Source organism: Streptomyces sp. NPDC012474, from assembly GCF_042955185.1.
Lineage (GTDB): Bacteria > Actinomycetota > Actinomycetes > Streptomycetales > Streptomycetaceae > Streptomyces > Streptomyces cahuitamycinicus.
This window is the reverse complement of the sequence record NZ_JBIBEP010000010.1, coordinates 19006-45249: the sequence shown is the minus strand read 5'-3', so window position 1 is coordinate 45249 and position 26244 is coordinate 19006. Positions and strand designations below refer to the sequence as shown.

Here is a 26244-nt window from a genome sequence, read left to right as displayed (position 1 = left end):
GCGACCCCCTGGTCAGGCGCCCCCGCCCGGCACCCACCCCTGTCTGCGCAGCACCCCCCGAACGTCCGGCGCCTCGTAGTGCTCCCCCTTGAGGACCTTGCCGTCCTCGCGGCGGGAGACCGAGCCGTCGGGGCCGATCTTCGTCATGTTGGAGCGGTGGATCTCCGCGAGCACCGCGTCCAGGTCGATGCCGTGTACGAGGGCGGTGCCGTAGGCGACGTAGACCACGTCCGCCAGTTCGTGCGCGAGCCGGTCGAGCGGGCCGCGCACCGACACCTCGGCGACCTCCCCGGCCTCCTCCGCGAGAAGCTCACCCCGGTGGGCCGCCAGTTCCGGGGAGACCTCCGTGGGCGTGCTTCGGGCGTCCAGGCCGAAGGCGAGGTGGAACGCACGGACCAGGTCGGCGGGCGAAGAGCTCATGGGGGCGACTGTAGTGGCGCCCACTGACAGTCCCCGCCCTCGTCCTGTGCCCCCTGCCCTGGTCAGCGGGGCACCCCGGCTGGCAGGATCGCCCGCATGTCCAGAACGCTCCCCCCTGTCGGCAGGCGCCGGGCCCTGCAGGGCGGCACCGCCGCCCTCGTGGTCCTCGGCCTGCTGCTGTGGTGGCTGCGTCCCTGGGCCGATGAGCCGCCGAGCGGGACGATCACGTTCAGCACGGGCACCCGTGCGGGGGTGTACCACGAGTACGGCGAACTCCTGCGCAACGAGATCGACAAGGACATGCCCGACCTGAAGGTGCGGCTGCTGACCAGCGCCGGTTCGCAGGAGAACGTCGCCGACGTGGCGACGGGCAAGGCCGACTTCGCGATCGCCGCCGCCGACGCGGTCGCCACGTACAAGCTCGACAACAGCCGGGGGGCCGACCGGCTGCGCGGCCTCGCTCGCCTGTACGACGACTACGTCCAGCTCGTCGTACCGCCCGACTCGGACATCCGCTCCGTCTCCGACCTGCGGGGCAAGCGCGTGGCCATAGGGCTGCCCGACTCCGGCGTGCGGCTGATAGCCAACGGTGTGCTCAAGGCCGCCGGCATCGATCCGGAGAAGGACATCGAGCCCTCCTCGGACGGCATCGACACCGGGCCCAAGCGCCTGGGGCACGGCCTCGACGCGTTCTTCTGGTCGGGCGGCCTGCCCACGGACGGTCTCAGCGGCCTGGCCAAGAAGTCGGCATCAGCCTTCCGGTTCGTGCCGATCGACGCCACGCTCGTGGCCAAGCTGCACGACCAGGGCGGCGCCACGCGCTACTACCGGGCCACGAAGATGCCGGAATCGGCCTACCCCCGCATCCAGCGTGGCAAGCCGGTTCCGACCATCGCGGTGTCCAACATGCTGGTCACACGCAGCGACATGGACCCCCGGCTCACCGAGTGGCTGACCCGTACGGTGCTGGACAGCCGGGACCTCATCGGGGCCACCGTCCACTCAGCCCAGCTGGTCGACGTCCGCACGGCGATCTACACCGACCCGCTGCAACTGCATGTAGGCGCCCAGCGCTACTACCAGTCGGTCAAGCCGTAGCGCTCGACCTCTCCAGATCCCGCTCTTCGTCATGCCGTCGTCTTCATGCCGCAGGCGCCGACCGGGCACCGGCCACCGACACCGTCTTGGTCATACCGTTGGCGCCGACGGCGGCGCCCCGACCGACACCGCCGTCCTCATCCCATAGGCGCCGACCGCGGCACCCCCACCGACACCGGGCGTCCTCATCCCATAGGCGCCGATCGCGGCATCCCCACCGACACCGGGCGTCCTCACGCAGCAGGCGCCGACCGCGGCACCGCCACCGTCACCTTCAGCCCGTGCGGTTCGTGACGGGCGTACGCGATCGAACCGCCGCCCGCCGCGAGCAGCGCTCGCGAGATGGACAGCCCGAGCCCCGAGCCCTTGATGTTCTGATGCCGGCCGCTGCGCCAGAAGCGGTCACCGACGCGGGCCAGCTCCTCGTCGGTGAGGCCGGGGCCGTGGTCGGTGACGACGACGGTGGAGGTATCGCCGTGGGAGGCGACGCTCACCTCGACGGTCTCGTCCTCGGGCGTGAACTTCACCGCGTTGTCGATGACCGCGTCCAGCGCGCTGGACAGGGCGACCGGGTCGGCCCACGCGGTCGTCGGCGGGCAGTCCCCCAGCAGGCGCACGCCCTTGGCCTCGGCGGTCGGGGCCCAGGCCGCGACACGTTCGGCGGTGAGCTCGCCGATGTCGGTGACCTTCAGGTCCGCCTCGGTGTGCTCGGCCAGCGCCAGGTCGAGCAGGTCGTCGAGGACCTGCGCGAGGCGCTTGCCCTCGGCCTGGACCGAGGCGATCTCCTTGTTGCCCTCGGGCAGCTCGAAGGAGAGCAGCTCGATGCGCAGCAGCAGCGCCGCGAGGGGGTTCCGCAGCTGGTGCGAGGCGTCGGCGACGAAGGCGCGCTGCTGCTCCAGCACGTCCTCGACGTTGTCGGCCATCTCGTTGAACGACCGGGCCAGGCGCTGGAGTTCCGGCGGACCGCCGGCGGCCGCGACCCGGGACTTGAGCCGCCCGGTGGCGATGTCGTGGGTGGTGGCGTCCAGGACCCGTACGGGCTTGAGCACCCAGCCGGTCAGCCGCAGGGCGGCACCGACGGCCAGCAGCATCGCTGCGGACTCACCCGCGCCGATGACCAGCCAGCCGTGCAGCGTGCGCGAGCGCATCTGCCCGGTGGGCGAGTCGGTGACGACGACCGCGACCACGTCCCCGTCCCGGATGACCGGCGAGGCCACCACGAGGTTGCGGCGCTGCCAGGGCCACACCTGTTTCGGGTCGTGGCTGCGGCGGCTGAGCTTCGCCTCGTCGAAGGCGTCCCGGACCTCGCCCTCCTTGGGCAGGGACCACTTGGGCGGTGCGTGGGCCATGGGCCTGCCCGTGCGGTAGAAGACACCGGAGCGGATGCCGTAGACCTCGTAGTAGCTGCGCAGCTCGCTGCTGAGGGTGGCCAGCCGCTCGTTCTCGAACGCGCCGGTGGTCCCGTCGGGCGAGTCGGTGACGAACTGCGCGAGAGCCGCGAAACGGGCTGTGTCGTCGATCCGGTCGACGACGACCTTCTGCTGCTGCGCGCCGGCGAGGCTGACGGCGAGCGGGACGCCGAGGGCGAGCAGCACGGCCGCCATCAGGATGATGAGCAGCGGGAGCAGGCGAGTGCGCACCCGGCCCCGCTACCCGGCAGGCGCGACGAGCCGGTAGCCGACTCCGCGTACGGTCTCGATGAGGGCCGGCATCCGCAGCTTGGCGCGCAGCGACGCGACGTGCACCTCCAGGGTGCGCCCGGTCCCTTCCCAGCTGGTCCGCCACACCTCGCTGATGATCTGCTCCCGGCGGAAGACCACCCCGGGCCGCTGCGCGAGCAGGGCCAGCAGGTCGAACTCCTTGCGGGTCAACTGGACCACCGACCCGTCGACACTGACCTGGCGGGTGGGCAGCTCGATGTGCACCGGGCCGAGCCGCAGCTCGGTCTCGATGCCGCTGGAGGTGTCCTCGTGGGAGGTGCGCCGGCTCACGGCGTGGATGCGGGCGAGCAGCTCTCCGGTGTCGTAGGGCTTCACCACGTAGTCGTCGGCGCCCATGTTGAGACCGTGGATGCGGGAGCGCACGTCGGAGCGGGCGGTGACCATGATCACCGGGGTGCTGGTGCGCTTGCGGATCTTGCCGCAGACCTCGTATCCGTCCTGGTCGGGCAGGCCGAGGTCGAGGAGGACGACGCCGAAGCAGTCGCCCTCGGGGACGAGTGCCTGGAGGGCCTCCTCACCGCTGCGCGCGTGCGTGACGTCGAACCCGTGCCGCGCCAGAACCGCCGACAGGGCGGCGGCGACGTGGTTGTCGTCCTCGACGAGCAGCAGTCTCATCCGGTCCCCCTTCGGTTCACTGGCCGTACGATCTGAATGTGTACAAAAAACGTGTGCACGCGCGCGCGTGCACCTTGTGCAGTCACGCTGATGGATGAGGACGGCGTCAAGAGGGTTCCGGTTGCGGACCGCTTCCGTTACCCGGCTGGTATGAGCGCTGCTCCCAAGTGCTACGACACGTGTCCGATTGCTATCGGATCGTGATGCTCAGATTCCCCTCAGATGTAATGACGCAGGTCGTACGGGGTTACTACTGTCCTCCGAAACCGAGGAGGACGGAGCCTGAGAGCGATGACCGAAGTATCGGTGGCCAAGGAAGATGTGGCCGCGACCGGAGAACTGGTCGTCCTGAAGAGCGTCAACAAGCACTTCGGCGCGTTGCACGTACTCCAGGACATCGACCTGACGATCGCCCGCGGTGAAGTCGTCGTGGTCATCGGGCCCTCCGGGTCCGGCAAGTCCACCCTGTGCCGCACCATCAACCGCCTGGAGACGACCGACTCCGGCACGATCACGATCGACGGCAAGCCCCTGCCCGCCGAGGGCAAGGAGCTGGCCAAGCTCCGCGCCGATGTCGGCATGGTCTTCCAGTCCTTCAACCTCTTCGCGCACAAGACCGTGCTCGAGAACGTGATGCTCGGCCAGATCAAGGTCCGCAAGAAGGACAAGAAGTCGGCCGAGGAGCGGGCCCGCGCCCTGCTCGACCGGGTCGGCGTGGGCGCGCAGGCCGAGAAGTACCCGGCTCAGCTCTCCGGCGGCCAGCAGCAGCGCGTCGCCATCGCACGGGCGCTGGCCATGGAGCCGAAGGTGATGCTCTTCGACGAGCCGACCTCCGCGCTCGACCCCGAGATGATCAACGAGGTGCTGGAGGTCATGCAGCAGCTCGCCCGCGACGGCATGACCATGATCGTCGTTACCCATGAGATGGGTTTCGCACGATCGGCCGCAAACCGCGTGGTGTTCATGGCAGACGGTCGAATCGTCGAGGAGGCTGCGCCCGACCAGTTCTTCAGCAATCCGCGCAGCGATCGTGCCAAGGACTTCCTGTCGAAGATCCTGCACCACTGACGGCGCGGGTCGCGTCCGACGCGTCCCCGCGTCGCCCACCCTTGAGGGCACGCATCTCTTCACCAGTCAAAGGATGTTCATCATGAAGCTCCGCAAGGTCACCGCCGCCTCGGCCACCGTCTTCGCTCTCGCCCTGACCGCCACCGCCTGCGGCGGCGACAACAACGAGGGTGGCGGCTCCGGTTCGGGCGACGGCAAGACGATCACGGTCGGCATCAAGTTCGACCAGCCCGGCCTCGGCCAGAAGACGCCGCAGGGCTACGCCGGCTTCGACGTCGATGTCGCCACGTACGTCGCGAAGAAGCTCGGTTACAACGAGGACCAGATCGAGTGGAAGGAAGCGAAGAGCGCCGACCGCGAGACCATGCTCCAGCGTGGTGACGTCGACTTCATCGCCGCCACCTACTCCATCACTCCGGAGCGCCAGGAGAAGGTCGACTTCGCCGGGCCGTACCTGCTCGCGCACCAGGATGTTCTGGTGCGTGCGGACGACAACAGGATCAAGTCGCCGGAGGACCTGAACAACGCCAAGCTGTGCTCGGTCACCGGCTCCACCTCGGCGCAGAACGTCAAGGACAAGCTGGCTCCCAAGGCGCAGCTGCAGCCGTACCCGACGTACTCCGCCTGCCTGCCCGGTCTGCAGAACGGTGCCGTCGACGCGCTGACCACCGACGACTCGATCCTCGCCGGTTACGCCGCCCAGTCGCAGTTCAAGGGCAAGTTCAAGCTCGGCGGCTTCAAGCTGACCAACGAGAACTACGGCATCGGCGTCAAGAAGGGCAGCGACCTCAAGGGCAAGATCAACGACGCCCTTGAGGCCATGGTGGCCGACAAGGCCTGGCAGGAAGCTGTGGACAAAAACCTCGGCCCGGCCAACTACAAGAACGAGCCGGCGCCGAAGATCGGCGACATCAAGAGCTGAAGCAACGCCTGACAGGGTGCGCCGCCCACCGGAAGGGGCGGCGCACCGGCGTGGGCATCCCTACACGCGGAAGCACGGGAGATCGTGTTCGACTTTCTTGAGGATTACGACCTGCTGGGAGCCTTCTGGACGACAGTGCAGCTCGCTGTGCTCTCCGCCGTCGGCTCCCTGATCTGGGGCACCCTGCTGGCCGCCATGCGCGTCGGCCCGGTGCCGCTGATGCGCGCCTTCGGGACCGCGTACGTGAACATCGTGCGCAACATCCCCTTGACCGTCATCATCCTGTTCACGTCGCTGGGCCTGAACCAGACGTTGGGAGTCTCCCTCGGCGCGAACGACGTCGAGACGATCAACTTCCGGCTTGCCGTCCTGGGCCTGATTCTCTACACCTCTTCCTTCGTGTGCGAGGCGCTGCGTTCCGGCATCAACACGGTGCCGGTCGGGCAGGCTGAGGCGGCCCGCGCGATCGGTCTCAATTTCAACCAGGTGCTGGGTCTGGTCGTTCTGCCGCAGGCGTTCCGTTCGTCCGTCGTACCGCTGGCAAATGTGCTGATCGCCCTCATCAAGAACACCACGGTGGCCGCCGCCATCGGTGTCGCCGAAGCGGCGGTACTGATGAAGGAGATGATCGAGAACGAGGCGCAGCTGCTGCTGATCTCCGCGATCATCGCGTTCGGTTTCGTGGTCCTGACCCTGCCGACCGGCCTGTTCCTCGGCTGGTTGGGCAAGAAGGTGGCGGTGAAGCGATGAGCTCCGTTCTGTACGACGCCCAGGGGCCTCGCGCCAAGCGGCGCAACGTCATCCTCACGGTGGTCTTCCTGGTAGCCGTGGCGGCCCTGCTGTGGTGGGTGTTCGGGACCCTCAAGGACAAGGGCCAGCTGGAATGGGCCCTGTGGGAGCCGTTCGTCCACACCGAGGCCTGGTCCACGTACATCTGGCCGGGGCTGCAGAACACCTTGAAGGCCGCCGCCCTGGCGGTGATCATCGCGATGCCGCTCGGCGCGGTTCTCGGCATCGCCCGTCTGTCGGACCACGCGTGGGTCAGGGTGCCAGCCGCGGTCGTGGTGGAGTTCTTCCGCTCCATCCCCGTGCTGGTGCTGATGATCTTCGGCCTCGCTCTGTTCGCCCAATACACCAACGTCGCCTCCGACGACCGTCCGCTCTACGCGGTCGTCACCGGCCTGGTGCTGTACAACGCCTCAGTCCTCGCCGAGATCGTCCGGGCGGGCATCCTGGCCCTGCCCAAGGGCCAGTCCGAAGCGGCGATGGCGATCGGCCTGCGCAAGGGCCAGCTGATGCGCCTGGTCCTGCTGCCGCAGGCCGTCACCGCGATGCTCCCGGCCATCGTGAGCCAGCTCGTCGTCATCGTGAAGGACACCGCACTGGGCGGCGCCGTCCTCACCTTCTCCGAACTGCTCTCCGCGGCGAACACCATGAGCGGCTACTACGGCGCGAACGTCATCGCCAGCTTCACCGTCGTGGCCGTCATCTTCATCGCGCTGAACTTCGCCCTGACCTCGTTCGCGAGCTGGCTGGAGCGCCGGCTGCGGCAGGCGAAGAAGTCGACGGGCGCGGTCGTGGGCGTGAACGACGCGGAGATCGCCGGCACGACGGGGACCGGCGCCGGAGGCACCGTCTGACACCCGGTCACCTCACATGACACACTCAGGGGCAGTGGCATGATCGCCACTGCCCCTCGTCACTTGACGCAAGCACCCGCAATAGGTTGCATACGTTCTGTGATCGTGCACCCTGCTCCAACTTCCTGTTCACCCACGTCTCTCAGGACACCACCGCGGGCAGGGGGCGCCGCGTCGTGGACCCGGTGATCATCGTCGGAGCGGGGCCCGTCGGGCTCACGCTCGCCCTTGCGCTGGCACGTCAGGAAGTCCCCTGCGTCGTCCTCGACGAGGGCCCGGGCAAGGACGAACCCCGCGCGGCGCGCACCGTCGTCCTGCGCGAGGACACCGCCGCCCTCGTGGAACGGCTGACCGGCATGCCCCTCACCCGAGCCGGTGCGCACTGGGCCGGATGGCGGTCGATGCGGCGCAAGCAGGTGATGCGCGAGATCGTCTTCGACGGCACCGACCCTGCCCCCCTGCACATCGCCCAGCACGTGCTGACCGGTGCCCTGCGCGCCGCCCTCACCGGCGAACGGCTCGTCAAAGTCGCCGTGGAGAGTCGCCTCGACGGGATCGAGCAGGAGGCTTCCGGAGTCACCGCTCACACGCGCGGTCCCAAAGGCACCTGGTGGCGCGGCAGTTTCCTGGTCGGGTGCGACGGCCCCCGCTCGACCGTGCGCAAGCTCCAGGACATCCGCTTCCCTGGCCGTACGGCGGTGGAACGTCACGCCGTCGCCGCGCTCCGCACGGAACTGCCCTGGCACGACGAGGCGTTGCTGCACCGCCTGCCGCCCTGGCGCATGTCCGGCCCCGCCGCCGGCGAAGTCACCGCCCGACCTCTGCCGGACGGCGTCTGGCGCCTGGACTGGCTCCTGCCGCCCGGCAAGGACCTGGTCACACCCGAGCTGCTGCTCACCCGTATCCGGGAGACCCTGGCCGGCTGGGCGGGCGGCACGACCCCGCCCTACGAGCTGCTGGACACCGGTGTCCACACCGTCCACCACCGGCTGGCCCGCCGCTGGCGCGCCGACCGCGTGTTCCTCGCCGGGGACGCGGCCCACCTGCTCGGCGCGCTGGGTACGCACGGGCTGGACGAGGGCCTGCGGGACGCCGACAACCTCGCCTGGAAACTGGCCCTGGCCTGGCACCACGGGCCGCACGAAGCGCTCCTCGACAGCTACCAGACGGAACGCCGGGCGGTCGTCGCCGCCCGGCTCCGCGCCGCCGACCAGGCGCTGCCGCTGCTGCGCGGCGGTGCAGGGCTGCGCGCCGTCGTACCCGGCTCCTCCCGGGGCCACGACGCCCTCCTCACGGAGGGACACCTGGGGCACGGCCAGCTCGGCGCGCCGGGGGCGTACGCTGACTCGCCGCTCGCGCCCCCGCCCCTCGAAGGGCAGATTCCCGTCGATACGCCGCTCGGCGCACCGGTCACCGACGTACGGGTCACCGCGGAGGACGGCACCTTCGTACGGCTACGGGACCGGCTCGGCCGCGGCGCGCTGCTCGTGGTGCTGATCGCCCCGGGTACGGGCGTCTGGGAGCGCAAGCACTGGGTCGGCGCAGGCATCATGCCCCAGCTCGCGGCGGCGGTCACGGCACTGCCGCACCCCGCTGAACTGCTCGTCGCCGAGAGCTACCCGGGCGCGGCGGCGCACACGGTGCTTCTGGTGCGCCCCGACGGACACCTCGTCACAGCTCTGGGCGGAGTGCGCCCGGCCGACCTGTACGCGGCGGCGGAGGCCACGGTGGGCGGACCGGTGAAGGCGCAGGCAGAGGCCGGCGCTTCGGCCGGCACGCGCTGACATCGATCCCCGGTGATGTGCTCACTGTCACGGTGCGTCCGCATGGTGACAGTGAGTTGACCCGTCCGGGCGGTCGTGCTGTACTCCGGTTCGTGACCGACACCTGTGTGCGCCTGTGGCGGAGGGTCCATATGGACCTCCTCCGTTATGCGGGCTGCGTGTGTCGCCCGTCCTGCTGACTTCGCATTCCACTTCGCACTGTGCGCGCCGCGCTCTGACCGCGTCGGCTTCAGCGCCTCCTTCGCGAACCCTCATCAGGACCCTCAGGACGGCACCCGTGTCTGTATCCCCTTCTGCGACCTCCCCCATCTCCCTCGTCTCCTCCGTCTCCTCCGTCTCCTCCGCCGGTTCGGCTCCCACGCAGGCCGACCTCTACGACTTCGTCCGGCGCGCGGCCGCCGACGCCGAGCTGATCGACTCCCTGCCGATCGATCCGGAAGGCCGTACCTGGGTGCGGCTGGACGGGCCCGGCGGCAGCGAGGCCTGGCTGATCGGCTGGCCGCCCGGCACGGGCACCGGCTGGCACGACCACGCGGACTCGGTCGGCGCCTTCCTGACCGCGTCGGGCGAGCTCCAGGAGAACTCACTCGCCGCGCGACTGCCCACCGACGGCTGGAAGACCCTGGAACTGACCGAGGACGTGGACCGGGTACGCCGGTTGCGGGCCGGCCAGGGACGCGCCTTCGGCCGGCACCACGTGCACGAGGTGCTCAACGAGTCCCCCGACCGGCACGCGATCTCCGTCCACGCCTACTACCCGCCCCTGCCGCAGATCCGCCGCTACAGCCGCAGCGGTCCGGTCCTGCGTCTGGAACAGGTCGAGCGACCGGAGGACTGGCAGTGAGCGCCACCCCCGGGCCGACGAGCCGCGGCCCCCATCGGCCCGTTGGTATCGACGCTTTGCTGGAGCGGGTCCGGGCGGGCTACGAGCGCGTCGAACCGCACGAGGCGTACGAGGCCGCCCGGGCCGGTGACGCGCTCCTGGTCGACATCCGTTACGCCGCCCTGCGCGAACGGGACGGTCTCATCCCCGGCGCCCTGGTCGTCGAGCGCAACGAACTGGAATGGCGATGCGACCCCCAGGGCAGCCACCGCCTCCCCGAGGCCACGAGCCACGCCCTGCGCATCGTGGTGATCTGCAACGAGGGCTACGCGTCCAGTCTGGCGGCCCAGTCCTTGCACCAGCTGGGACTGCACCGGGCCACGGATCTGGTGGGCGGCTTCCAGGCATGGCGAGGGGCGGGGCTGCCGGTGGTGTGAGCCGGAGCCCCGGGTGTGCTCGGACAGGGTGGTGACGCGGCCGGCTGCGGCTCAGAACCCCTCGTCCGCCAGAAACTCCGTGTCCTCGCCCTCTTCCTCCAGCGCCTGCCTCACCACGCGCAGCGCCATGCCCTCGGGGTAGCCCTTGCGGGCGAGCATGCCGGCGAGGCGGCGGAGGCGTTTGTCGCGGTCGAGACCGCGGGTGGAGCGGAGCTTGCGGTCGACGAGTTCCCGGGCGGTCGCCTCCTCCTGCTCGGAGTCGAGCTGGGAGACGGCCTCGTCGATCAGCACGGAGTCGACGCCCTTGGTCCGCAGTTCCCGGGCGAGCGCTCGGCGGGCCAGTCCCCGCCCGTGGTGACGGGACTCCACCCAGGCATCTGCGAAGGCCCCGTCGTTGATGAGGCCGACCTCTTCGAAGCGGGACAGCACCTCCTCGGCCGCCTCGTCCGGGATCTGCCGCTTGCGCAGGGCGTCGGCGAGTTGCTTGCGGGTCCGCGGGGTCCCGGTGAGCAGGCGCAGGCATATCGCCCGAGCCTGCTCGACCGGGTCCCCCGGAGGTGCCTCCTGCTCGGCCCTCGACGAGGGAGGGACACCTCCGTCCTCGGCATCAGGGGCCGCCTCACCGAAGCCACGCCGACGACGACCGCGCCTGCCGCTCGGCCCGCCGTCACGCGAGCCGCTTCGGGGTGGGCCGCCCGAGTATGGCCCGGTGTCGCCCCCGTCCTCGTGCGGCCGGTCGCCTTCTGGTCGTGGGGCCCCTGGGCCGTCCTCCCTGTCTACGGCTGAGCGCGTGTCGCCTCCGGTGCCCCTCCCCCGTGGGACACCGGAGGCGGCGTGCTCGTACTCCGCCCAGTCGGTTCGCCGTGTCACGGGTCAGCTCTTGGCTGCGGCGGCCTTGGACTTGGCGGTCTTGGCCGGTGCCGGGGCGGGGACAGCGGGTGCCGCGTCGGCCGGTGCGGAGACCGCGGCGTCCGTGCCCGGCTCGGCGGCCGGCTCCTCGGGACGCACGCCGACGCCCAGCTTCTCCTTGATCTTCTTCTCGATCTCGTTGGCCAGGTCGGGGTTGTCCTTCAGGAAGTTGCGCGCGTTCTCCTTGCCCTGGCCGAGCTGGTCGCCCTCGTACGTGTACCAGGCGCCGGCCTTGCGGACGAAGCCGTGCTCCACGCCCATGTCGATCAGGCCGCCCTCGCGGCTGATGCCGTGGCCGTAGAGGATGTCGAACTCGGCCTGCTTGAAGGGCGGCGCGACCTTGTTCTTGACGACCTTGCAGCGGGTGCGGTTGCCGACCGCGTCCGTGCCGTCCTTCAGGGTCTCGATGCGGCGGATGTCGATGCGCACCGAGGCGTAGAACTTCAGCGCCCGGCCACCGGTCGTGGTCTCCGGGGAGCCGAACATCACGCCGATCTTCTCGCGGAGCTGGTTGATGAAGATCGCGGTGGTCTTGGACTGGTTGAGCGCGCTGGTGATCTTCCGCAGTGCCTGGCTCATCAGGCGGGCCTGCAGACCGACGTGGCTGTCGCCCATCTCGCCCTCGATCTCCGCGCGCGGGACGAGCGCGGCGACGGAGTCGATGACGATGAGGTCGAGGGCGCCGGAGCGGACCAGCATGTCCACGATCTCCAGGGCCTGCTCGCCGTTGTCCGGCTGGGAGAGGATGAGGTTGTCGATGTCGACGCCGAGCTTCTTCGCGTACTCGGGGTCGAGTGCGTGCTCCGCGTCGACGAAGGCGACCTGGCCGCCGGCCTTCTGCGCGTTCGCCACCGCGTGCAGGGTCAGGGTGGTCTTGCCGGAGGACTCCGGTCCGTAGACCTCGACGACGCGGCCGCGGGGCAGGCCGCCCACGCCGAGGGCCACGTCAAGGGCGGTGGACCCGGTCGGAATGACCTCGATGGGCTCGTTGACCCGGTCACCCATGCGCATGACCGCGCCCTTGCCGAACTGCCGTTCAATCTGTGCGAGTGCGGCATCCAGGGCCTTCTCGCGGTCGGTTCCTGCCATGGGTTCCACCCGATTTGCTTGAGTCGATCGCTTCACGTCAAAGACGCTAACGCCTGCCACTGACAATGCGCCCCGACGCACGTCCAGCCTGTGGGTAACTCGGGCATTTACCTACCCAAAGTACGCCGAAACGCCCTTCGTTGAGCTTCGCCGATGTCCTCATAAGAATGGATGTTCGATTTCTGTGTCAAGCGCACCACTCGGCACCGTGCATCCCCGCCCCCCGCCCCCCATCCCCCCCATCCCGCATCGCAACAGCACCGGCACACCGGCGCCACACCCATCCACACGATGCCGGGCCGTCTTCTTCGAGCATGCCGAACTGGTGCGCGGTCTTCTGGACGACCCGACCCTGCCGGACGGGCTCGTCCCAGCCGACGAGCAGGCGAGCCTCTTGATGGCCGCGACGCCGTAGGGAGCCGGACGGCTCGTGCCACTCAGGAAGAGCTCTCCCCCGAGCCCCCGTCTCCGGCCCGCTCCGCCCCCGGCCGCCGTGCCCACAAGCCCCTGGCCCGGGTGAGCAGGCCCGACCCGTCCACCAGTCGGCGGTGGCCGTGCACCCGGGGGTCGTCCGTGACGTCGTAGCGCCTGACATACGCCCCCAGGAACGCCTGGAGCGTGGCGATGGCGGGGATGGCGATCAGCGCGCCGACGGCGCCGAGGAGGGCGGTGCCGGCGATGACCGAGCCGAAGGCGACGGCGGGGTGGATGTCGACGGTCTTGGAGGTCAGCTTGGGCTGCAGCACATAGTTCTCGAACTGCTGGTAGATCACGACGAAGACCAGCACCCACAGCGCATACCAGGGATCCACCGTGAACGCGATCAGCATGGGCAGGGCGCCCGCGAGATAGGTGCCGATGGTGGGGATGAACTGCGACACCAGGCCCACCCACACCGCGAGCACGGGCGCGTAGGGCACGTCCAGGGCCTGTAGCAGGACGAAGTGCGCCACACCGGAGATCAGTGCCATCAGGCCGCGTGAGTAGATGTAGCCGCCGGTCTTGTTGACGGCGATCTCCCACGCACGCAGTACCTCGGCCTGGCGGGCGGGCGGCAGGACGGAGCAGATCGCGCGACGCAGTCGCGGGCCGTCCGCGGCGAAGTAGAACGAGAACAGGGCGACCGTGAGCAGTTGGAAGAGACCACCGATGACCTGGGCGGACACGTCCAGGACGCCTGTGGCGCTGTTCTGGACGTAGTTGCGCAGCCAGTCGGAGCGGAGCAGGCCCTCCTGGATGTCGACGCGTTTCAGGTCGGTCTTGAAGTGCGTGTTGATCCAGTTGATGACGGAGTCGAGGTACGCGGGGAAGCCCTCGATCAGCTTGATGATCTGGTCCGCGAGGACGGAACCGAGCAGGGTGACGAAACCGGCCGACACGACCATCACACCGATGAAGACGACGAACGCGGCCAGCCCTCTGCGCATGCCGCGCGAGGCCATCCAGCTCACCGCGGGCTCTATGGCAAGGGCCAGGAAGAACGCGATGAGGATGTTGATCAGCAGGCCGGTGAGCTGGTGGAAGGCCCAGCTGCCCAGCTGGAACACGGCGACGAGGGTGAGCGCGAGCACCATGGCTCGCGGCAGCCAGCCCGGCATGCGGCCGTTCGCCCCGGCCCCGCCGACCGGGGGCCGGACGGGCGGCGTCGTGCCGGAGGCTGAGGGCTGCTGGGCTGCCTGCCCGGTCTCGTCAGTGGGTGCCACGGTCCAAGTCTCGCCCACGCCACCGACAGCCGTCTGCCCGCCCTGAGATCTTCACGACCGCTCAGCGATGTCCGGCACCGGCCGGCCGATCCGGCTGGTGGTCTCGACCGTCACCCGACGCTTGCCGGCTGGTGGTCTTGACCGTCGGCCCACCCCTTGCCCGCCGGTGGTCTTGACCGTCAGCCCACCCCTTGCCCGCCGGTCGTCCGGCGCGCGCCGGCAGCGGTCAGCGCCTCTCCCGGGGCACGTCCATCACCGAGCAGACCACCTGCCAGACTTCTTTGGCGGCCCAGCCGGCATCCAGCGCCTCTTGCACCGTGCGCCCGCCCAGCTCGGACATCACGTGATCGCGCGCGAAGGTTTCGGCGTAACCAGGACCGAAGTGCTCCGCCATTCGCTGCCAGAAGACCGTCAACCGCATGCCTTCAGTATCCCGCCCCTGGGGTGGGGCTTGGTCGTGACCGCCTGCCGGCCCCGCTTCGCGCCCTACGGTCTGATCCATGGCCGAAACAGGAGCTACCGAAGTCCCCCCGACGCCCGCACCGCACAGCCCCGTCACGCGCGCGGAGCGTTTCGTCTGGCTCACCGCGCGCGTGCTCGAGCAGCGCCGCTTCGCCCACCACTTCCGGGGCGCCGCCGCCGACCCGGTGGAGATCGCTCTGGACGCCTACCGCAACGAGGACGGCGGATACGGCCACGCGCTGGAGCCCGATCTGCGCGGCCCGGTCAGCCAGCCGTTGCACACCGCGCACGCCCTGCGTGTGCTGGACGCGGTCGGACGCTGCGCCGGCCAGCGCGTGGAACGCATGTGCCGCTACCTGACGTCGGTGTCCACGACGGACGGCGCCCTCCCGGCGATCCACCCCAGCCAGCGCGACTACCCCACGGCTCCCTTCGTGACGGTGGTGGACGACCCGCCCAGCGACCTCCTGGCCACCGGGCCGGTGGTGGGAGTGCTGCACCGCAACGAGGTGTGGCACGCCTGGCTCTTCCGGGCCACGGACTTCTGCTGGCAGGCGGTCGAGTCCCTGGAGAAGTCGCATCCCTACGAGATCGAGGCCGCCGTGGCCTTCCTGGACTCCGCCCCCGATCGTCCGCGTGCGGAGGCGGCCGCCTCCCGTCTCGGCCGCCTGGTCCGCGCACACCGCCTCGCGGCCCTGGATCCCGGGGGCCTGGACGCGTATCCGGTGTCTCCCGGTTACGCCTCGGGGGAGCATCATTTCCCGTACGACTACGCGCGGACCCCGCGTTCCCTCGCGCGCGCGTGGTTCACGGACGAGGAGATGGCCCGGTCCCTGGACCATCTCGCGGCCCAGCAGCAGGAGGACGGCGGCTGGCCCGTCCGCTGGCGCCACTGGGCGCCTGCCCCCGCCCTGGAGGCGCGCCCGCTCGTGACGATCGAGGCCCTGCGCGTGCTCAGGGCGTACGGCCGCGCCATCGACTGATCATCCGGCCCCCATGGCCCGCGCCCCGGCGGTCACCAGCACGGCCGCGGCGACGACCAGCAGGAACGGGGCACGCAGCATCAGAGCGACGGCCGCGGCGGCGAGTCCGGCGGCCCGCGCGTCCAGCACCAGCGTCTGCCCGTCGGCGAAGGTCTGCTGGGCGGTGAGGGCCGCCAGCAGCGCGACGGGCAGCAGCGCGGCGAGGCGTTTGACGAGGGGCCGCTCCAGGGCTCCCGCAGGCACCAGGAGTCCGGCGAGCTTGACGGCGTAGCACCCGAGGACGGTCACTCCGATCGCGATCCAGACGTTCACCGCGCGTCCCCCTGTCGCCGGCGCCGGCCGTCCGCCCACAGCACGGCCGGCGCCGCCAGCGCGGCCAGCAGCACCGGTACCCCGGCGGGCAGGACGGGCAGCAGTCCGAGCCCCAGCAGCACGGCGAGCCCGGCGGCGGCCCGCTCGGTCGCGGTCTTCAGCATCGGCGCGAGCAGCGCCAGGAACACCGCGGGCCCAGCGGCGTCCAGGCCCCACGCGTCGGTGTCCCCGATGGCCTCGGCACCCAGGGCGCCGAGCAGTGTGGTGAGGTTCCACAGGAGGTACAGGGTCAGCCCGGTCACGACGAACCCGAGCCGCGCGGCGCGTCGCGTGGGCTGAGCGAGTGCGACGGCGGCCGTCTCGTCGATCACCCACTGGGCGGCGAACGGCCGCACCGCGCGCGGGAGGGCCAGCAACTGCGACAGACGCAAGCCGTAGAAGGCGTTCCGCACGCCCAGGAAGAAGGCCCCGGCGGCGGCGGTGAACGGACCGCCTCCGGCCGCAAGGGCCCCCACCAAGGCGAACTGGGACGCGCCGGTGAACACCAGAAGACTGAGCGCGCACGTCTGCAGCAGCGTGAGTCCGCTGCCGGCCGAGGTCACTCCGAAGGCGAACCCGGACAGCCCGACGGCCACCCCGACACCCAGCGCGTCGCGTACGACGGCCCGGTCCGCCTTCCCACCGATCTCTGCTTCTTCGAAAGCTGTCCGATCTGTCACGCCCGGCACGCTACGGGCAGCGGCTACAGCGGGTCTTGTACGTTCTTGCGCTCCCGCTGGTACGCCCCCGGAGGTACGCCGACGATCCGGCTGAAGTGCCGGTTGAGGTGCGGCTGGTCGGTGAATCCGACGGCCACGGCGGCCTCGGCGGGGGGCGTCCCCGTGTCCAGCAGCTGTCGTGCCCGGCGGACGCGCGCGTTCGTGAGCCAGGCGTGCGGCGGCATGCCGTAGACGTCGCGGAAGGCCCGCAGCAGGGCGAACGGGCTGGTCCCGAGGTCGGCCGCCAGCCGTTCCAGAGTCGGCGGCTGCGCCATCCGCTCCTGCAGGACACCACGCGCGCGTGCCGCGATGCGGGCCCCCGCCGTGCGCACCTCCCGCCGCGGCATGGGGCCGCCGTTCAACCGCAGCAGCCTGGTGACGGCGACCCGCAGCAGTGTGTCCGCGGCCAGTGCGTTGCCCTCGTCGGCGGCTCGCAGCACCTGGTGCACCAGACCCACGGCGTAGGGATCGTCCACCACCGGGCTGACGAAACCCGGGGTCCCGCGCAGGGCCGTCGTCTCGGCGGCGATCTCCGCCACCACATCGGCCGGCGGGTACAGGGCCCCGTACCGCCATCCTTCGGGGACTCCGGCCCGCCCGGTGTGCGGCGTATCGGGATTCACCAGTGCGAGGGCGCCGGGACCCGCGTGCTGATCGCCTCCGCCGTGGTGGAACACCTCCACCCCGTCGGCGATGGCGGCGATCACGAAGTTCTCGTGCGTGTGCCGCACGAACCTCTTGTGCACGTACCGGGCCCGCAGCAGATCGACCCCGGGCAGCTCGTCGTACTGCCAGTGCCGTGCGCGCTCGTTCATATGACCATTGTCCGCGGCGGCGGGCGACGGGGCAGACCCCCGGGTGGTACCCGGCGGCGAAGCGGCAGGCCACGAGGCGGCGAGGCCCCGTTGTCAGTGCCGAGGTGCACGATGGACGCATGCCCAGCAATGCGCACCGAGCCCTGGACGGCTTCTCCCCCGCGACCCGCGCCTGGTTCACGGGTGCCTTCTCCGCGCCCACCTCGGCCCAGGCCGGTGCTTGGCAGGCCATCCACGAGGGTTCGGACGTGCTGGTCGTCGCCCCCACCGGCTCCGGAAAGACCCTGGCGGCCTTCCTGGCCGCTCTGGACCAGCTGGCGTCGGCGCCTCCTCCCGCCGACCCCAAGAAGCGCTGCCGCGTCCTGTACGTCTCGCCCCTGAAGGCCCTGGCGGTGGACGTCGAGCGCAACCTGCGCAGTCCGCTGACCGGCATCCGCCAGGAGTCGGTGCGCCTCGGCCTGCCCGAGCCCGAGGTCAGGGTGGGCATCCGCTCCGGCGACACCCCCGCCGCCGAGCGCCGCACCTTGTCGACCCGCCCGCCGGACATCCTGATCACGACCCCGGAATCGCTGTTCCTGATGCTGACGTCGGCCACGCGCGACGCGCTGGCGGGCGTGGAGACGGTGATCCTCGACGAGGTGCACGCGGTCGCCGGCACCAAGCGCGGCGCGCATCTCGCGCTCTCCCTGGAGCGGCTGGACGACCTCCTCCCCAAGCCCGCCCGCCGCATCGGCCTCTCCGCGACGGTCCGCCCGGTGGACGAGGTGGCCCGGTTCCTCTCGCCCCGCCGCAAGGTGGAGATCGTCCAGCCGGAGTCGGGCAAGGAGTTCGACCTGTCGGTGGTCGTCCCGGTCGAGGATCTGGGCGAGCTGGGCGGCTCCCCGGTGGCGGACGGCCAGGAAGGCGCCGAGCGCCCGTCCATCTGGCCGCATGTGGAGGAGCGGATCGCCGACCTCGTCCAGTCCCACCGTTCGACGATCGTCTTCGCGAACTCCCGCCGCCTCGCGGAGCGCCTCTGCAACCGCCTGAACGAGATCGCGTACGAACGGGCCACAGGTGAGACGCTCGACGAGCACCATTCCCCCGCCGAGCTCATGGGCGGCTCGGGTGCGGCCCAGGGGGCTCCCCAGGTCATCGCCCGTGCCCACCACGGCTCGGTGTCCAAGGAGCAGCGCGCCCTGGTCGAGGAGGACCTCAAGGCGGGCCGCCTGCCCGCGGTCGTGGCCACGTCCAGTCTCGAACTGGGCATCGACATGGGCGCGGTGGACCTGGTCGTGCAGGTGGAGTCGCCGCCCTCCGTAGCCTCCGGTCTGCAGCGCGTCGGCCGGGCGGGGCACCAGGTGGGCGCGGTCTCCACGGGTGTGGTCTTCCCGAAGTACCGCGGCGACCTGGTGCAGGCGGCGGTGGTCACCGAGCGCATGCGCACCGGCTCCATCGAGTCCCTCAAGGTCCCCGCCAACCCCCTGGACGTCCTGGCCCAGCAGGTCGTCGCCATGACGGCCCTGGACACATGGCAGTTCGACGACCTCCTCGCCGCGGTCCGCCGGGCCGCCCCGTTCGCCTCGCTTCCCGAGTCGGCCTTCACGGCCGTCCTCGACATGCTGGCCGGCCGCTACCCGTCCGACGCGTTCGCGGAGCTGCGTCCGCGCGTGGTGTGGGACCGGGTCACCGGCGAGATCACCGGCCGCCCCGGCGCGCAGCGCCTCGCCGTCACCTCCGGCGGCACGATCCCCGACCGCGGTCTCTTCGGCGTCTTCCTCGCGGGCGCCGATCCCAAGAAGGGCGGCGGCCGGGTCGGTGAGCTCGACGAGGAGATGGTCTACGAGTCCCGCGTGGGTGACGTCTTCACGCTCGGCACCAGCTCCTGGCGCATCGAGGACATCACCCGCGACCGCGTCCTGGTCTCCCCGGCTCCGGGTGTGCCGGGCCGGCTGCCCTTCTGGAAGGGCGACCAGCTGGGCCGCCCTCTGGAACTGGGCCGGGCGGTGGGCGCGTTCCTGCGCGAGGTCGGGTCGCTGCCCGAGGACGACGCCCGGCTCCGCCTCCTCGCCGCCGGGCTGGACGCGTGGGCCGCGGACAACGTGCTGTCGTACCTGAAGGAGCAGCACGAGGCCTGCGGCCACATCCCGGACGACCGGACGATCGTCGTGGAACGCTTCCGTGACGAGCTCGGCGACTGGCGCGTGGTCGTGCACTCCCCCTTCGGCGCCCAGGTGCACGCCCCCTGGGCACTCGCGCTCGGTGCGAAGCTCTCCGAGCGGTACGGCATGGACGCCCAGGTCATGCATGCTGACGACGGCATCGTGCTGCGCCTGCCGGACGCCGACCTCATGGGCTTGGACCTGCTGGACCAGGAGCCGGTCACGATGGGCCGGGAGTACGACGCCGAGAAGGCCCCCCTGGGAGCGGCGGACGTCGTCTTCGACAAGGGCGAGGTCGATCAGGTCGTCACCGACCAGGTGGGCAGTTCCGCCCTGTTCGCCTCCCGCTTCCGCGAGTGCGCCGCCCGTGCGCTGCTGCTGCCGCGTCGCACCCCGGGCAAGCGCACCCCGCTGTGGCAGCAGCGGCAGCGTGCCTCGCAGCTGCTGCAGGTGGCGAGCGAGTTCGGCTCGTTCCCGATCGTTCTGGAGGCGGTCCGCGAGTGCCTCCAGGACGTCTTCGACGTCCCGGGACTGGTCGAGCTGATGGGCGACCTGGAGTCCCGCAAGGTCCGCCTGGTCGAGGTCACCACCGCCGAGCCGTCGCCCTTCGCGCGCTCCCTGCTCTTCGGATACGTGGCCCAGTTCCTGTACGAGGGTGATTCCCCGCTGGCCGAGCGCCGTGCCGCCGCCCTGTCGCTGGACTCGCGGCTGCTGGCCGAGCTGCTGGGCCAGGCGGAGCTTCGCGAGCTGCTCGACGCCGAGGTGCTGACCGAGCTGGAGCGGGAGCTCCAGTGGCGCACCGAGGACCGCCGCGTCAAGGACGCCGAGGGCGTCGCGGACCTCCTGCGCCTCCTCGGCCCGCTCACGGAGGCGGAACTCTCCGAGCGGGGCGCCGAACCGCAGTGGGCGCGGGAACTCGCCGGCGCCCGCCGCGCCATCCGGGTCCGGATCGCGGGCCAGGACCACTGGGCGGCGATCGAGGACGCGGGCCGGCTGCGCGACGCGCTGGGCACGGCCCTGCCGGTCGGTGTCCCGGAAGCCTTCACGGAGCCCGTCAAGGACCCGCTGGGCGACCTCCTCGCCCGCTACGCCCGCACCCACGGCCCGTTCACCTCGACCACGGCAGCGGCCCGCTTCGGCCTGGGCGTCGCCGTCACCGAGGGCGCCCTCCAGCGGCTCGCGGCGGCGGGCCGGGTCGTCCAGGGCGAGTTCCACCCGGCCGGGATCGGCCAGGAGTGGTGCGACGCTGCCGTGCTGCGCCGGCTGCGCCGCCGCTCCCTGGCCGCTCTGCGGCACGAACTGGAGCCGGTGCCACCGGCCGCCCTCGCCCAGTTCCTCCCCCAGTGGCAGCACATCGGCAAGGGGCACTCCCTGCGCGGCATCGACGGGCTGGTCCGGGCCATCGAGCAGGTCCAGGGCGCGTCCGTACCGGCCTCCGCCCTGGAGAAACTGGTCCTGCCCTCCCGGGTCGTGAACTACACCCCGGCGATGCTGGACGAGCTCACCGCCGCCGGAGAGGTGGTCTGGGCCGGAGCGGGTTCCCTCCCCGGCAAGGACGGCTGGGTCTCCCTCTACCTGGCGGACGCGGCCCCCCTGCTCCTGCCGCCCCCGCACCCCTTGGAGCTGACCGCCCTGCACCAGTCCGTCCTGGACACCCTCTCCGGCGGCTACGGCCTGTTCTTCCGCCAGATCGCCGACCAGGTCCGCGCCACCACGCACCCCGAGGCCACGGACCCCCAGCTGGCCGACACCCTCTGGGACCTGGCCTGGTCGGGCCGCCTGACGAACGACACGCTCACCCCCATGCGCTCCCTGCTCGGCTCGGGCCGCACGGCGGGTTCCACGGCCCACCGTGCCAAGCGCACGGTCCCGCGCGGCCGCTACGGCTCCCTGACGGCCGCGGCGCGCACCGCGTCCCGCTCCGGCCCACCGACGGTCGCGGGCCGCTGGTCCCTGCTCCCCGCCCATGAACCCGACCCCACCGTGCGGGCCCATGCCCTCGCCCGCACCCTCCTCGACCGGCACGGCGTGGTCACCAGGGGCGCGGTGTCGGCGGAAGGCGTCGAGGGCGGCTTCTCGGCGACGTACCGCGTCCTGTCCGTCTTCGAGGAGAGCGGCCAGGCCCGCCGCGGCTACGTCGTGGAGGGCCTCGGTGCCGCGCAGTTCGCGATGGACGGCGCGGTGGACCGCCTGCGTGCGGTGTCCAACGCCCGCGACCGCGGCGAGGACCTGCCCGGCCCGCCTCCCGGTTCCGGACCCGACCCGTTCCGCAGCCAGGACCTCGCCGGCCCGGACGACTCCGCCCCCGCCCACGACTTCGCCGGCCCGGACGACTCCGCCCCCACCCACGACCACACCGACGCCCCCGGCCCCGACGGCTTCCTCGACCTGGACGCCTCCTACGACGCCCCTCGTCCGTCGCCGGGCGAGTGGGTCTCGCCCCGCGACTACGCCCCGCAGGCCGCACCCTGGCTCAACGGCGGGCGGGCAGCCCACGGCCAGGGGTTCGCGGGCCGCCGTACCCGCCCTGACGGCGCCACCGGGGCCGTCGTCCTCGCCGCCGCCGACCCGGCGAACGCGTACGGCGCCGCCCTGGCCTGGCCCGAGCCCCCGACCGGCGCCGGGCACAAGCCGGGCCGCAAAGCGGGCTCCCTGGTGGTGCTCGTCGACGGTGAACTGACGCTCTACATGGAGCGCGGCGGCAAGACGTTGCTGGCCTGGGCCGCCGACCCGGACGGCGCCCCCGCCGACGACCCCCGCCTGCGCAGCGCCGCGGATGCCCTCGCCGCGGCAGCCCGCGCGGGTTCGCTCGGCACGGTCACGGTGGAACGCGTCAACGGCGCCCAGGCCCTGACGTCCCCCATCGGCGCCCTCCTGGAGGGAGCGGGCTTCATCGCGACACCCAGAGGACTCCGTCTGCGCGCCTGACGCCCGCACCCACAGCCGGTCCGGCCGGGTGCGCGGCCGTCGTGCCACCCTTGACCCATGCCCGAAGGTGACACGGTCTGGCAGGCCGCGAGGCGGTTGCACGACGCCCTCGCGGGCAGGGTGCTGACCCGCAGCGATCTCCGGGTACCGCGCTTCGCCACGGCCGACCTCACGGGTCGCGCGGTCCTGGACGCCACCGCGCGCGGCAAACACCTCCTCACCCGCATCGAGGGCGGTCTGACCCTCCACTCCCACCTGCGGATGGACGGCTCCTGGAAGGTGTACGGAAACGGCCAGCGCTGGAGCGGAGGTCCCGGACACCAGATCCGCGCGATCCTCGGCACCACCGATCGCACGGCCGTCGGCTACCGCCTCCCCGTCCTGGAACTGCTGCGCACCACCGACGAGCACCGCGCGGTCGGTCATCTCGGCCCCGACCTCCTGGGCCCGGACTGGGACCCCGACCGAGCCCTCGCCAACGTCCTCCAGGACCCCGCCCGAGAGCTCGGCGAGGCCCTGCTCGACCAGCGCAACCTCGCCGGCATCGGCAATGTCTACAAGAGCGAGCTGTGCTTCCTGCTCGGCGTCACGCCCTGGCTCCCGGCCGGCGACCTTCCCCCCGACCGCGCCACGAAGCTGCCCGCGCTCGCCAAGAGGCTGCTCGAGGCCAACCGCGACCGCCCGATCCGCAGCACGACGGGCCGCCGCGGCCAGGACCTCTTCGTCTACGGCCGCGCACCCCGCCCCTGCCTGCGCTGCCGCACCCCGATCCGCGTCGCCGACCAGGGCGACGGCTCCCGCGAACGCCCCACCTACTGGTGCCCCACCTGCCAGCCCGGCCCTGCCCCCGCCCCGGTCCGGTCCGGCCGCACCAATTGACGCCCTGTCAGATCCGCTCGTACGGTCCCTGTATGCCTGTCACGGCGTACGACCTCACCGGCCGCACCGTGTTCGTCACCGGCGCCGCGAGCGGCATCGGCCGCGCCTCGGCACTGCTGCTCGCCGAGGCGGGGGCTGACGTGCACTGCGCCGACCGTGACGCCGAGGGCCTGTACGAGACGGCGACCCTGATCGAGGACGGTGGCGGCACCGCTCGCACCCACACCCTCGACGTCACCGACCGGGCCCGGCTGCGGCAGGCCTTCACCTCCTGCGAACGCCTGGACGCCCTGGCCGCGGTCGCCGGGATCATGCACCGAAGCATGGTGCTGGAGACCCGGGACGAGGACCTCGACCGGGTACTCGACGTCAATTTCAAGGGAGTGCTCTACGCCTGCCAGGAGGCCGCCCGCCTGATGATCGCCCGCGACACGCGGGGCAGCATCGTCACCATGGCCTCGGGAGCCGTCGACACGGGCGGCCCCGGGCTGCTCTGCTACGGCGCGGCCAAGGCGGCGGTGGTCCAGCTGACGAAGACCCTCGCCACGGAGGTGGGCCGGCACGGGATCCGTGTCAACGCGGTCGCCCCGGGCTGGATCCGTACGCCGATGACGGACCGCGGCGACAGCGGCTCCCAGGCGCACACGGAGTCCGCCATGGCCCGGAGGTCGCCCCTGGGCCGCGTGGGTGAGCCCGAGGACATCGCCCACGCGATCCTCCACCTGGTCTCCGACGCCTCTGCCTTCACCACAGGCCAGATCCTCCGCCCGAACGGGGGTGTGGCGATGCCGTGGTGAAGACAGCCCCGGCCCGTCGAGGCGCGTCCCGCGTCCACGACACGCCGCCGGTCCACCACACTCCCCCCACGCAGCAGGCTCCCCGGCCGAAGCACCCCTACGCTCCCCCCGACTTCACCCCCGCCGCACCCCCGCCTCCTGCCCGGGTCCCGACCCCGGCACTCCATACGCTCCGCCACCGCCCCGCCCCCACAGCGCCCCGGGCCCGCCGCTTTGGCACGCAGTGCACGGGCAGCACGCTCAACCCCCACCCTCCGGCCGCGACCGCCGCCTCCAGCACCCCTGCCTCAGGCGCGGCCACCAGCCGTACCACGGCCCACCACCACAGCGCCCCCACCCCGAGCGTGACCCCGCGGACCCCCCAGTGCCGGCTCCCCCAGCGCACTATCCCCGCCATGGCCGCCACCTCCAGCCCGACGCTATGCGGCCCCCCGGGCCGCCGGACAGGGCGCACCACGGGCACACGGGCGCACCGCACACACCGCGCACCCGGCGCACGCCGCTCAGGTCGCGCACGCCGCCCATCCCGCGCACGCCGCGACGCTGCGCGAAGCCCAGCCCGCGCACGCCGCCCAGCCCGCGCACGCCGCTCAAGCCGCGCACGCACACCCGGCGCACCCGACCCGCACCGCGCACCCGACCGGCACCACCCAGCCGGCCCGCACCACCCAGCCGGCCCGCACCGCCCACAAGACCCCCACCACACAGGCCTCCGCGGCGCATGCGTGCGGGGCGCCCCGACGCGGTGGCGAACATCGCGCCCGGCGCGTCACCCGCTCCCGCGCCCTCCTCCGTCACCCGTTCTCGGCCTGGAACATCCAGTGATGCTTCTCCAGGTCCGCCGTGATCCCGATGAAGATGTCCTGACTCACCGGATCCGGCTCACCTGTGGTCTCGACCCGCTCCCGCATCCGCACGATCACCGCACCCAGCGCTTCGACGAGCGTTCCCACGGCGGTCGTGTCGTCGACCCATCCTTCGGGGGTCACTCCGATCCCGCTGCCGACGGCCACGGTCGCGGCCCGCCCGTCAGGGGAGATCCCGAGGGCCGCGGCGCGCTCGGCCACGGTGTCGGAGTACTTCCGCGCGGTGTCGACCACCTCGTCGAGCTGGAGATGAACGGAACGGAAGCGCTGCCCCACCACGTTCCAGTGGATCTGCTTCGCCACCAGGGCGAGGTCCACCAGGTCGACCAGGGCACCTTGCAGTGCCTCGGACACGGTCTTCAGGTTCGCGTCCGACAACGAGCTCTTCACGACGTACATCCGCACCTCCGAGGACTGCCCCCGCCATCCCCTCAACGATGACGGCCGTACGCCTCACCGGCAAACGCACACAAATCAGACACAGCTTGCCCGAGGCGGAGCCAGCCGACCCCGGGCAAGTGAAAACCCCGGGCGGCACCCCTCCGGATCTCCCGGAGAGGCCCGGCCGGGGCCTCGATCATGCCGTGCGAGCGCAGAGCCTCACGCGGCGACGACGTCCACCGCTTCGGCGGGCGCCTTGATGGTCACCCGTTCCGGTGGCACACCGGCCACCGACACGGAACCCAGCATCGAGCGAACCGGCGTCGGTACAGGCTTGCTGGTGGTGGCCGCTGCAGACTGGGCCAGCTCGGCGAGGGCGAGCTCGTCGCTCACTTCCCGCATGAGCTCGGACATCCGTACGTCCAGCGCGTCGCAGATGGCGGAGAGCAGCTCAGAGGAAGCCTCCTTCTGCCCCCGCTCCACCTCGGAGAGATAGCCGAGTGAGACTCGGGCGGACGAGGAGACTTCGCGCAGAGTACGGCCCTGGCGCTGGCGCTGCCGACGCAGCACGTCACCCAGCAGGCGACGGAGCAGAATCATCGGTGGCTCCCTCCTCGGACCGCGTAGCCGCATCCATTACGCCCCACCGTACCGCCTTGCGCCGCGGCCGTGCGGGGAGCGATGTCGTGTTCA

General features: G+C 71.5%; 26 protein-coding genes. 13 read left to right on the top strand and 13 right to left on the bottom strand.

Annotated features, from left to right (window positions below):
* Nucleotides 1–12 precede the first annotated feature (12 nt).
* Nucleotides 13–420, bottom strand: a complete 408-nt coding sequence (locus ACFY9S_RS22335) for a MazG nucleotide pyrophosphohydrolase domain-containing protein (RefSeq protein WP_391131276.1) — start codon at nt 418–420, stop codon at nt 13–15.
* Nucleotides 421–516: 96 nt separating this feature from the next.
* Here ACFY9S_RS22335 and ACFY9S_RS22330 point away from each other — a divergent pair, with 96 nt between their 5' ends.
* Complete coding sequence (locus ACFY9S_RS22330; protein WP_391131274.1) at nt 517–1518, top strand: TAXI family TRAP transporter solute-binding subunit; 1002 nt, start codon at nt 517–519, stop codon at nt 1516–1518.
* 233 nt (nt 1519–1751) lie between these two features.
* Here the strand turns inward: ACFY9S_RS22330 and ACFY9S_RS22325 are convergent, their stop codons facing one another.
* Nucleotides 1752–3158, bottom strand: a complete 1407-nt coding sequence (locus ACFY9S_RS22325; protein ID WP_391131272.1) for an ATP-binding protein — start codon at nt 3156–3158, stop codon at nt 1752–1754.
* Nucleotides 3159–3167: 9 nt separating this feature from the next.
* Nucleotides 3168–3854: a response regulator gene (locus tag ACFY9S_RS22320; protein ID WP_391131270.1), complete on the bottom strand. Its 687-nt coding sequence runs from the start codon at nt 3852–3854 to the stop codon at nt 3168–3170.
* Nucleotides 3855–4145: 291 nt separating this feature from the next.
* Between ACFY9S_RS22320 and ACFY9S_RS22315 the strand changes: the two genes are divergently transcribed.
* From ACFY9S_RS22315 to ACFY9S_RS22280, 8 genes are all read left to right on the top strand, one after another.
* Nucleotides 4146–4922 carry an amino acid ABC transporter ATP-binding protein gene (locus ACFY9S_RS22315; protein ID WP_102909911.1) on the top strand — a complete coding sequence of 259 codons (777 nt, stop codon included), beginning with the start codon at nt 4146–4148 and terminating at the stop codon, nt 4920–4922.
* Between the two features lie 82 nt (nt 4923–5004).
* Nucleotides 5005–5844 (top strand): transporter substrate-binding domain-containing protein, encoded by an 840-nt coding sequence (locus ACFY9S_RS22310; protein WP_391131267.1) that lies wholly within the window; start codon nt 5005–5007, stop codon nt 5842–5844.
* 84 nt (nt 5845–5928) lie between these two features.
* Nucleotides 5929–6594, top strand: a complete 666-nt coding sequence (locus ACFY9S_RS22305; protein ID WP_102909912.1) for an amino acid ABC transporter permease — start codon at nt 5929–5931, stop codon at nt 6592–6594.
* Nucleotides 6591–7484, top strand: a complete 894-nt coding sequence (locus ACFY9S_RS22300; protein WP_391131265.1) for an ABC transporter permease subunit — start codon at nt 6591–6593, stop codon at nt 7482–7484. Before ACFY9S_RS22305 ends, ACFY9S_RS22300 begins: the two co-directional genes overlap by 4 nt.
* A 176-nt stretch (nt 7485–7660) precedes the next feature.
* Nucleotides 7661–9268, top strand: a complete 1608-nt coding sequence (locus tag ACFY9S_RS22295) for an FAD-dependent monooxygenase (RefSeq protein ID WP_391131263.1) — start codon at nt 7661–7663, stop codon at nt 9266–9268.
* Between the two features lie 17 nt (nt 9269–9285).
* Nucleotides 9286–9447, top strand: coding sequence for a putative leader peptide (locus ACFY9S_RS22290; RefSeq protein WP_391131261.1), 162 nt, complete (start codon nt 9286–9288; stop codon nt 9445–9447).
* A 98-nt stretch (nt 9448–9545) separates the two neighbouring features.
* Nucleotides 9546–10112 carry a cysteine dioxygenase gene (locus ACFY9S_RS22285; RefSeq protein WP_391131259.1) on the top strand — a complete coding sequence of 189 codons (567 nt, stop codon included), beginning with the start codon at nt 9546–9548 and terminating at the stop codon, nt 10110–10112.
* Nucleotides 10109–10528 (top strand): rhodanese-like domain-containing protein, encoded by a 420-nt coding sequence (locus ACFY9S_RS22280; RefSeq protein WP_391131257.1) that lies wholly within the window; start codon nt 10109–10111, stop codon nt 10526–10528. The genes ACFY9S_RS22285 and ACFY9S_RS22280 overlap by 4 nt, the downstream gene beginning before the upstream one ends.
* Before the next feature lie 51 nt (nt 10529–10579).
* On the opposite strand, the gene recX is transcribed toward ACFY9S_RS22280, so the two are convergent.
* The 4 genes from recX to ACFY9S_RS22260 form a co-directional block, all read right to left on the bottom strand.
* Complete coding sequence (gene recX, locus ACFY9S_RS22275; RefSeq protein WP_391131255.1) at nt 10580–11398, bottom strand: recombination regulator RecX; 819 nt, start codon at nt 11396–11398, stop codon at nt 10580–10582.
* Nucleotides 11399–11401: 3 nt separating this feature from the next.
* Nucleotides 11402–12526 (bottom strand): recombinase RecA, encoded by a 1125-nt coding sequence (recA, locus tag ACFY9S_RS22270; protein WP_391131253.1) that lies wholly within the window; start codon nt 12524–12526, stop codon nt 11402–11404.
* 437 nt (nt 12527–12963) lie between these two features.
* Complete coding sequence (locus ACFY9S_RS22265) at nt 12964–14229, bottom strand: AI-2E family transporter (protein ID WP_391131251.1); 1266 nt, start codon at nt 14227–14229, stop codon at nt 12964–12966.
* 226 nt (nt 14230–14455) lie between these two features.
* Nucleotides 14456–14650: a DUF3046 domain-containing protein gene (locus ACFY9S_RS22260; RefSeq protein WP_102909918.1), complete on the bottom strand. Its 195-nt coding sequence runs from the start codon at nt 14648–14650 to the stop codon at nt 14456–14458.
* Nucleotides 14651–14729: 79 nt separating this feature from the next.
* Here ACFY9S_RS22260 and ACFY9S_RS22255 point away from each other — a divergent pair, with 79 nt between their 5' ends.
* Nucleotides 14730–15674 carry a hypothetical protein gene (locus ACFY9S_RS22255; protein WP_391131248.1) on the top strand — a complete coding sequence of 315 codons (945 nt, stop codon included), beginning with the start codon at nt 14730–14732 and terminating at the stop codon, nt 15672–15674.
* On the opposite strand, the gene ACFY9S_RS22250 is transcribed toward ACFY9S_RS22255, so the two are convergent.
* The 3 genes from ACFY9S_RS22250 to ACFY9S_RS22240 are packed head-to-tail and all read right to left on the bottom strand — an operon-like array spanning nt 15675 to nt 17559.
* Nucleotides 15675–15986: an AzlD domain-containing protein gene (locus ACFY9S_RS22250; RefSeq protein ID WP_033308277.1), complete on the bottom strand. Its 312-nt coding sequence runs from the start codon at nt 15984–15986 to the stop codon at nt 15675–15677.
* Nucleotides 15983–16714: an AzlC family ABC transporter permease gene (locus ACFY9S_RS22245; protein WP_391131246.1), complete on the bottom strand. Its 732-nt coding sequence runs from the start codon at nt 16712–16714 to the stop codon at nt 15983–15985. Before ACFY9S_RS22245 ends, ACFY9S_RS22250 begins: the two co-directional genes overlap by 4 nt.
* A 14-nt stretch (nt 16715–16728) precedes the next feature.
* The gene (locus ACFY9S_RS22240) at nt 16729–17559 is read right to left on the bottom strand and encodes an AraC family ligand binding domain-containing protein (RefSeq protein ID WP_391131244.1); all 831 of its coding nucleotides are present in this window, start codon (nt 17557–17559) and stop codon (nt 16729–16731) included.
* A gap of 119 nt (nt 17560–17678) precedes the next feature.
* On the opposite strand from ACFY9S_RS22240, the gene ACFY9S_RS22235 reads away from it, so the two are divergent.
* From ACFY9S_RS22235 to ACFY9S_RS22225, 3 genes are read left to right on the top strand one after another with little or no spacing between them, the layout of a single operon-like run.
* Nucleotides 17679–22628, top strand: a complete 4950-nt coding sequence (locus ACFY9S_RS22235; RefSeq protein WP_391131242.1) for an ATP-dependent helicase — start codon at nt 17679–17681, stop codon at nt 22626–22628.
* Nucleotides 22629–22685: 57 nt separating this feature from the next.
* Nucleotides 22686–23507 (top strand): DNA-formamidopyrimidine glycosylase family protein, encoded by an 822-nt coding sequence (locus tag ACFY9S_RS22230; RefSeq protein WP_391131240.1) that lies wholly within the window; start codon nt 22686–22688, stop codon nt 23505–23507.
* Nucleotides 23508–23539: 32 nt separating this feature from the next.
* Nucleotides 23540–24304: an SDR family oxidoreductase gene (locus tag ACFY9S_RS22225; RefSeq protein ID WP_391131238.1), complete on the top strand. Its 765-nt coding sequence runs from the start codon at nt 23540–23542 to the stop codon at nt 24302–24304.
* Nucleotides 24305–24401: 97 nt separating this feature from the next.
* On the opposite strand, the gene ACFY9S_RS22220 is transcribed toward ACFY9S_RS22225, so the two are convergent.
* The 3 genes from ACFY9S_RS22220 to ACFY9S_RS22210 all read right to left on the bottom strand — a co-directional run bounded on the left by ACFY9S_RS22220 (nt 24402) and on the right by ACFY9S_RS22210 (nt 26151).
* On the bottom strand, nt 24402–24701 hold the full coding sequence (locus tag ACFY9S_RS22220) for a hypothetical protein (RefSeq protein ID WP_391131236.1): 300 nt from the start codon (nt 24699–24701) through the stop codon (nt 24402–24404).
* 397 nt (nt 24702–25098) lie between these two features.
* Nucleotides 25099–25569 (bottom strand): ferritin-like domain-containing protein, encoded by a 471-nt coding sequence (locus ACFY9S_RS22215; RefSeq protein ID WP_391131234.1) that lies wholly within the window; start codon nt 25567–25569, stop codon nt 25099–25101.
* 201 nt (nt 25570–25770) lie between these two features.
* A complete protein-coding gene (locus ACFY9S_RS22210) occupies nt 25771–26151 on the bottom strand; it encodes a helix-turn-helix domain-containing protein (protein ID WP_391131233.1) in 381 nt (126 codons plus the stop codon).
* Nucleotides 26152–26244 lie beyond the last annotated feature (93 nt).